The organism is Pseudomonas sp. HMWF021 (assembly GCF_003061005.1).
GTDB lineage: Bacteria > Pseudomonadota > Gammaproteobacteria > Pseudomonadales > Pseudomonadaceae > Aquipseudomonas.
On record NZ_QAIK01000126.1, the window covers coordinates 30,338 to 36,442 of the forward strand.

Below are 6,105 nucleotides of genomic sequence, written 5' to 3' on the forward strand. Positions count from 1 at the left end.
CGTCGCCGACCATCGCCACCACGCCGGTTTTCTTCAGTTCAGCGACGGTGGCGGCTTTGTCGGCGGGCAGCACTTCGGCGTGCACGTTCTCGATGCCCAAAGCCTCGGCGACCACTTTCGCACTGCCACGGTTGTCGCCCGTCAGCAGATGGCTGTGGATATCGCGGGCGGCCAGTTGTTGCACCGCTTGCAATGCGCCGGGCTTGAGGGTGTCGCCAAAGGCGAACAGCCCAAGCACGCGTGGCTGCGGGCTTTGCTCGATCAGCCACGACAGGGTTCGGCCTTCACTTTCCCAGGCCTTGGCAGACTCGGCGAGGTTGCCGGCGCTCAAGCCGCTTTCTTCCAACATGCGTCGATTGCCCAGCGCCAGACGCCGATGCTCAAGATTACCGGCGATGCCACGACCGGTCAGGGCTTGGCTGTCGCTGACATCCGGCACGTTCAGGCCACGCTCGGCGGCCGCGTCCAGCACGGCTTTGGCCAGCGGGTGCTCGCTGCCGCGTTGCAGGGCACCGGCCAGTGTCAGCAGGGTATCTTCATCGCCATCCACTGCTCTGAAATGGGCGATGCGCGGCATGCCGGAAGTCAGCGTGCCGGTCTTGTCGAAGACCACGTTGTCGACTTCATGGGCACGTTCCAGCGCTTCGGCGTCCTTGATCAGAATGCCGTGGCGCGCAGCCACGCCGGTGCCGGCCATGATCGCCGTCGGCGTGGCGAGACCGAGGGCACACGGACAGGCAATCACCAGCACGGCGACGGCGTTGATCAATGCGGTTTCAATGGGCGCGCCGTACAGCCACCAGCCAATCAGTGTCGCCAACGCGATCAGCAACACGGTGGGCACGAACACCTGGCTGACTTTATCCACCAGTTTCTGGATCGGCGCTTTCGCCGCCTGAGCGTCCTCGACCAGACGGATGATCCGCGCCAGCACGCTTTCCGCGCCGAGGGCGGTGGTGCGCACCAGCAGGCGGCCTTCACCGTTGATGGCGCCGCCGGTGACTTTGTCGCCCGGCTGTTTCGGCACCGGCAGGCTTTCGCCGCTGATCAAGGCTTCGTCTGCGTGGCTCTGGCCTTCAAGCACTTCGCCGTCTACCGGGAAACGTTCACCGGGTTTGACCAGGACAAGATCGTTGAGGCGCAGGGCGCTGATCGCAACGTCTTGTTCGCGCCCCTCGATCACTTGAATCGCCCGCTCCGGGCGCAAGGCTTCGAGAGCGCGGATGGCGCTGGCGGTCTGACGCTTGGCGCGGCTTTCCAGGTATTTGCCGAGCAGCACCAGGGCGATCACGACGGCTGAAGCTTCGAAATACAGATGCGGCATGCGCCCGGCGGCGGTGGCCCATTCGTACAGACTGAGGCCATAACCGGCGCTGGTGCCGAGGGCGACCAGCAAGTCCATGTTGCCGGCGCCGGCGCGCACGGCTTTCCACGCGGCCACATAAAAGCGTGCACCGAAAATGAATTGCACCGGCGTGGCGAGGGCGAATTGCGCCCAGGCCGGGAGCATCCAGTGAATGCCGAACGGTTGCAGCAGCATCGGCAGCACCAGCGGCAAGGCCAGGGCGATGGCGCAGATCAGCGCCCAGCGCTCATGTTGCAAGCGTTGTTGCTGGTTATCGGAGGCGGGGTGGTCGACTTGCCAGACGCTGGCCGAGTAGCCGGCCTTGCTCACGGCGTCGAGCAGTGACTGAGTATCGACCTGACCGAGCAATTCGACGTGCGCGCGTTCATTGGCGAGGTTGACGCTGACACTCTTCACCCCGGGGACTTTGTTCAGGGCGCGTTCCACTCGACCGACGCACGACGCGCAGGTCATGCCTTCGATGCTCAATTCCACGGTTTGCTGCGGCACGCTGTAACCGGCGCGCTCAACCGCCTCCATCAACGCCGGCAAGCTGTCGCCGGGGGCCTGGACGCGAGCCTGTTCGGTGGCGAGATTGACGCTGACGGCACTGGCGCCGCTGACTTTGCTCAATGCCCGCTCGACACGCCCGGCGCAGCTGGCGCAGGTCATGCCGGCAATCGGCAGATCGAAGGTGATGGAATCGGACATCGGTCTTACTCCCTGTAGAAGATGCCTACAAGGATCAACCTTGCCATGCGGGCAAGGTCAAGCGCCAATCTGAAAAGCAAAAGATCGCAGCCTTCGGCAGCTCCTACATTGAATGCAATCCAACTGTAGGAGCTGCCGAAGGCTGCGATCTTTTGGCGGTTGACTCAATATTCGAGGGCAGCAGGTCGCAGGTACAAGCCTTTGGCATTTGCCGCGATCCGGTACTTGAGCACATCGCCGGCCTTGAGCGATATCTCCTGCGCGGGCGGCGCGAGCATGCCTGCCTGGCAACCCGGCACTTGGCCGGGCAATTGTTTCAGCCGAATGGAAATCGTGCCGTGGGGCAGGTTGAACGAAGTGGTCTGCTCCTGAAGCAGGCGCGCCGCGAGCTCATCATTGATATACACGCCAATCTCGCAGGGAGTCGGCACTTCCAGGCGCTCGCGCGAGATGATCAGTACGGCGTAGTCCTCGCCGGTCGCGTTGGCCTGGGGCAGGGCGGCGAAGAGGCTGAGCAGGCCAAACAGGCTGAAAGCTGACCAGCGCATGGCTGAATCTCCTGAATTTGAGTCATTGATGCAAGCAGCTTGGCTGAGCGCGAGGCCGATTGCCAGCCCGGCAGTTTTTCGCAGAACTTGACCTTGCCATGGTGGCAAGCTCGACACTGCCGGCAACTTCACTCAAGGGAGGCAATCCATGCAAGTGTTCAATGTTCAAGGCATGTCCTGCGGTCACTGCGTCAAAGCCATCACCAACGCGGTGCAGGCGAAAGATCCGGCGGCCAGCGTGCGGGTCGATCTGGCGGCCAAGGAAGTCGGCGTCGAAAGTTCGCTAAGTGCCGAGCAGGTGATTGAGGTCATCAGTGAAGAGGGTTACCCGGTCAAATTGGCCGGGTGATCAAAAGCAAAAGATCGCAGCCTGCGGCAGCTCCTACAGGGTGTTGCTCTCGTAGGAGCTGGCGCAGGCTGCGATCTTTTGATCTTTGCTGTGCAGTTCGTCCGACTTTTTAATAGTTAGCGAGCTATCGGAATGTTCAAGGTGTCCCTGCGCGGCTAGACTGTGGGGCTGCCTACTTCTATCCAACCTGGATGCCTGATGAACTTCCGTACCATTCTGATTCTCGGTGCCCTGAGCGCCTTCGGTCCGCTGGCGATCGATTTCTATCTGCCGGCGTTCCCGTCGATGGCGCTGGCCTTTGGCACCGATGAAAAGCACGTCCAGCTGACCCTGGCAGCCTATTTCGCCGGCCTGTCGATCGGGCAGTTGCTGTATGGCCCGGTGGCCGACCGTTTCGGTCGGCGCCTGCCGCTGCTCGGCGGGGTTGGCCTGTTCACCCTGGCCTCGCTGGCCTGTGCCTATGCACCGAATCTGGAGTGGCTGATCGGCGCGCGTTTCGTTCAGGCGCTGGGTGGTTGCGCGGGGATGGTGATTTCCCGGGCGGTGGTCAGTGACAAGTGCGATGCGGTCGGTTCGGCGAAAGTCTTCTCGCAGCTGATGCTGGTGATGGGCCTGGCGCCGATCCTCGCGCCACTGCTCGGCGGTCTGCTGGTCAACACCACGGGCTGGCAATCGATCTTCCTGGCGCTGACCGGTTTCAGTGCGCTGGCCGGCCTGGCTGTGGCGCTGGGGCTGCCGGAAAGTCTGCCGGCCCATGTGCCACGCCAGCCGCTGTCCGGTGCGCTGCGCCAGTACGGCCGGTTGTTTGGCGACCGGGTGTTTCTCGGCCACGCCCTGACCGGCGGTATCGCCGTCGCCGGAATGTTTTCCTATATCGCCGGTTCACCGTTCGTCTTCATCAAACTTTACGGCGTACCGGCCGAGCATTTCGGCTGGCTGTTCGGCACCAATGCCGCAGGTTTCATTCTGGTGGCGCAGGTCAACGCGCGGTTGCTGGCCAAGCGCGGTCCGGCCTTCCTGCTGGCGCGGGCGGTGTGGGTGTATCTGCTGGCCGGTGTTTCGCTGCTGGCAGTCAGCTCGATGCACACCCAAGCGTTGTGGCCGCTGTTGATTCCGTTGTTCGTGTGCATTGCCAGCCTCGGCTGCATCCTGCCCAACGCCGCGGCCTGTGCGATGAACGGTCAGGGTGCGCGTGCTGGCAGCGCCTCGGCGCTGATGGGTTGCCTGCAGTTCAGCGTGGCGTCCGGCGCGGCCTCGCTGGTGGGGATTCTGCACGACGGCAGCGCCATGCCGATGGCCATGGTCATCAGTCTGTGCGGATTACTGGTGGTGAGCGTCGCGATGTACACCCGGCGTTTGCAGAATGCCCGGGCACTGGCGCAAGCACAGGCGCAAGCCTGATAGCTCAGCCGGCGGCGCGTTGCTGTCCGGGATCGGGAAACTGATGGGGCGCGTGCAGGCGCGCTTCGAGGGTGCGGGTGAAGGCGAGAGCCTCGGCTTCACTGCGAAAGGTCACGGCGTGCTGGTCCAGACGAACCTGCCATTGAGACTTTGCCACTTCTTTTATCAGGATCTTCATTGCTGACCTCCCTTGTGTAAAAGATGCATCGCAGAGGCTTCGATTGTAGACCTGAATACGATCGCATTTGTGACAACGCAGAAGCATCTGACTGACGGCAAAAAACAGCGCCAGCCCTTGAAGGGGCTGGCGCTGATTGCGGCCTTCGGATTCTCAGAAACTTTCTAAAACAATTTTCCCCTTGGCTTTGCCACTTTCCAGCAACTCGTGAGCGCGACGCAGGTTGGCCGCATTGATCGTGCCGAAATGCTCGCCCACAGTCGTCTTCAATGTCCCTGCATCAATCAGTTCAGCCACGCGGTTGAGCAGGTTGTGCTGCTCGATCATGTCCGGGGTTTCGAACAGCGAACGGGTGTACATGAACTCCCAGTGCAGCGACAGGCTCTTGCGCTTGAGCTTGCTGACGTCCAGTGACTTCGGATCATCGATCAGCGCCAGTTTGCCTTGTGGCGCCAAGGCCTCGACCAGTTGATCCAGGTGTTGATCGGTCTGGGTCAGACCGGCGACGTGGGTGACGTGATCGATGCCGGCGCGCTTGAGTTCTTCGCTCAGCGGTTGGCTGTGGTCGATCACCAGATCGGCGCCCAGCTCAGTCACCCACTCGCGGGTCTGTGCACGGGACGCGGTGCCGATGACCTTCAGGCCGGTCAATTGGCTGGCCAGTTGGGTGAGGATCGAACCGACGCCACCAGCGGCACCGACGATCAGCAGGCTCTGGCCCTCATCGGTTTTGCCTTCGCTGATCTGCAGGCGCTCGAACAGCAGTTCCCACGCGGTGATCGCGGTCAACGGCAAGGCGGCGGCTTCGGCGAAACCCAGGGACTTGGGCATGTGGCCGACGATGCGCTCATCAACCACGTGCAGTTCGCTGTTGCCACCGGCGCGGGCGATCGAGCCGGCGTAGAACACCTTGTCGCCGGCCTTGAACAGTGTCACTTCACTGCCGACCGCCTTGACCACACCGGCGACGTCCCAGCCCAGCACTTTTGCCGCGCCGTTTTCCGGCGCCACGTTCTGCCGCACCTTGGTGTCGACCGGGTTGACCGAGATGGCTTTGACTTCCACCAGCAGGTCGCGCGGGCCGGCGACCGGCTCTGGCAGTTCGATGTCTTGCAGCGATTGTTCGTCGCTGATCGGCAGGGAGGCGTAATAGGCGATGGCTTTCATGACTTGCTCCGTAACGGTGATGGAAGAACGGCTCAGGCGATGGCACCCAGGCGTTTCAGTTGGAAATGTTCGATGCAGTGACCGGCGCTGGCCTGGAATGTCTGGAAATGCGCGCTGGCGTTGTGCGCCTGGAGGATCTCCTCGCTGGCCCAGTGTTCGATCACATAAAAGGTCAGCGGATCGGCCAGGTCGCGGTGCAGGTCGTACTGGCTGCAGCCGTCTTCGGCACGGCTCGGCTCAACCAGTGCACGCAGGGCGTTTTCGAGGGTGTCCTGCTGGCCGGGTTTGGCGATCAGGGTGGCGATGGCGGTAAAGGGCTGGGACATGGCTCGACTCCGGAAACGGTTTGAAGCGGCGGGTAAATGCGATGGGATAGATGATTGGCTATTTCCCATGGAGATAAAAC

General features: G+C 62.3%; 6 protein-coding genes and 1 pseudogene. 2 read left to right on the top strand and 5 right to left on the bottom strand.

Features of this window, described 5'->3' with window-relative positions:
* Positions 1 to 2,056 (bottom strand): annotated as a pseudogene (locus tag DBR18_RS17485) (heavy metal translocating P-type ATPase); the annotation flags it as partial.
* Between the two features lie 164 nt (positions 2,057 to 2,220).
* Positions 2,221 to 2,604 carry a hypothetical protein gene (locus DBR18_RS17490; RefSeq protein WP_108591241.1) on the bottom strand — a complete coding sequence of 128 codons (384 nt, stop codon included), beginning with the start codon at positions 2,602 to 2,604 and terminating at the stop codon, positions 2,221 to 2,223.
* Between the two features lie 148 nt (positions 2,605 to 2,752).
* Here DBR18_RS17490 and DBR18_RS17495 point away from each other — a divergent pair, with 148 nt between their 5' ends.
* Both DBR18_RS17495 and DBR18_RS17500 read left to right on the top strand, forming a co-directional pair.
* Complete coding sequence (locus DBR18_RS17495; RefSeq protein WP_096794848.1) at positions 2,753 to 2,953, top strand: heavy-metal-associated domain-containing protein; 201 nt, start codon at positions 2,753 to 2,755, stop codon at positions 2,951 to 2,953.
* Between the two features lie 198 nt (positions 2,954 to 3,151).
* On the top strand, positions 3,152 to 4,354 hold the full coding sequence (locus DBR18_RS17500) for a multidrug effflux MFS transporter (RefSeq protein ID WP_108591242.1): 1,203 nt from the start codon (positions 3,152 to 3,154) through the stop codon (positions 4,352 to 4,354).
* Positions 4,355 to 4,358: 4 nt separating this feature from the next.
* Here the strand turns inward: DBR18_RS17500 and DBR18_RS28405 are convergent, their stop codons facing one another.
* From DBR18_RS28405 to DBR18_RS17510, 3 genes are all read right to left on the bottom strand, one after another.
* A complete protein-coding gene (locus tag DBR18_RS28405; protein ID WP_007962962.1) occupies positions 4,359 to 4,532 on the bottom strand; it encodes a hypothetical protein in 174 nt (57 codons plus the stop codon).
* 153 nt (positions 4,533 to 4,685) lie between these two features.
* Positions 4,686 to 5,699 carry a zinc-binding alcohol dehydrogenase family protein gene (locus tag DBR18_RS17505; protein WP_108591243.1) on the bottom strand — a complete coding sequence of 338 codons (1,014 nt, stop codon included), beginning with the start codon at positions 5,697 to 5,699 and terminating at the stop codon, positions 4,686 to 4,688.
* 32 nt (positions 5,700 to 5,731) lie between these two features.
* Entirely contained in the window at positions 5,732 to 6,025 is a 294-nt protein-coding gene (locus DBR18_RS17510) for a putative quinol monooxygenase (protein ID WP_108591244.1), read from the bottom strand.
* Positions 6,026 to 6,105: the final 80 nt, after the last annotated feature.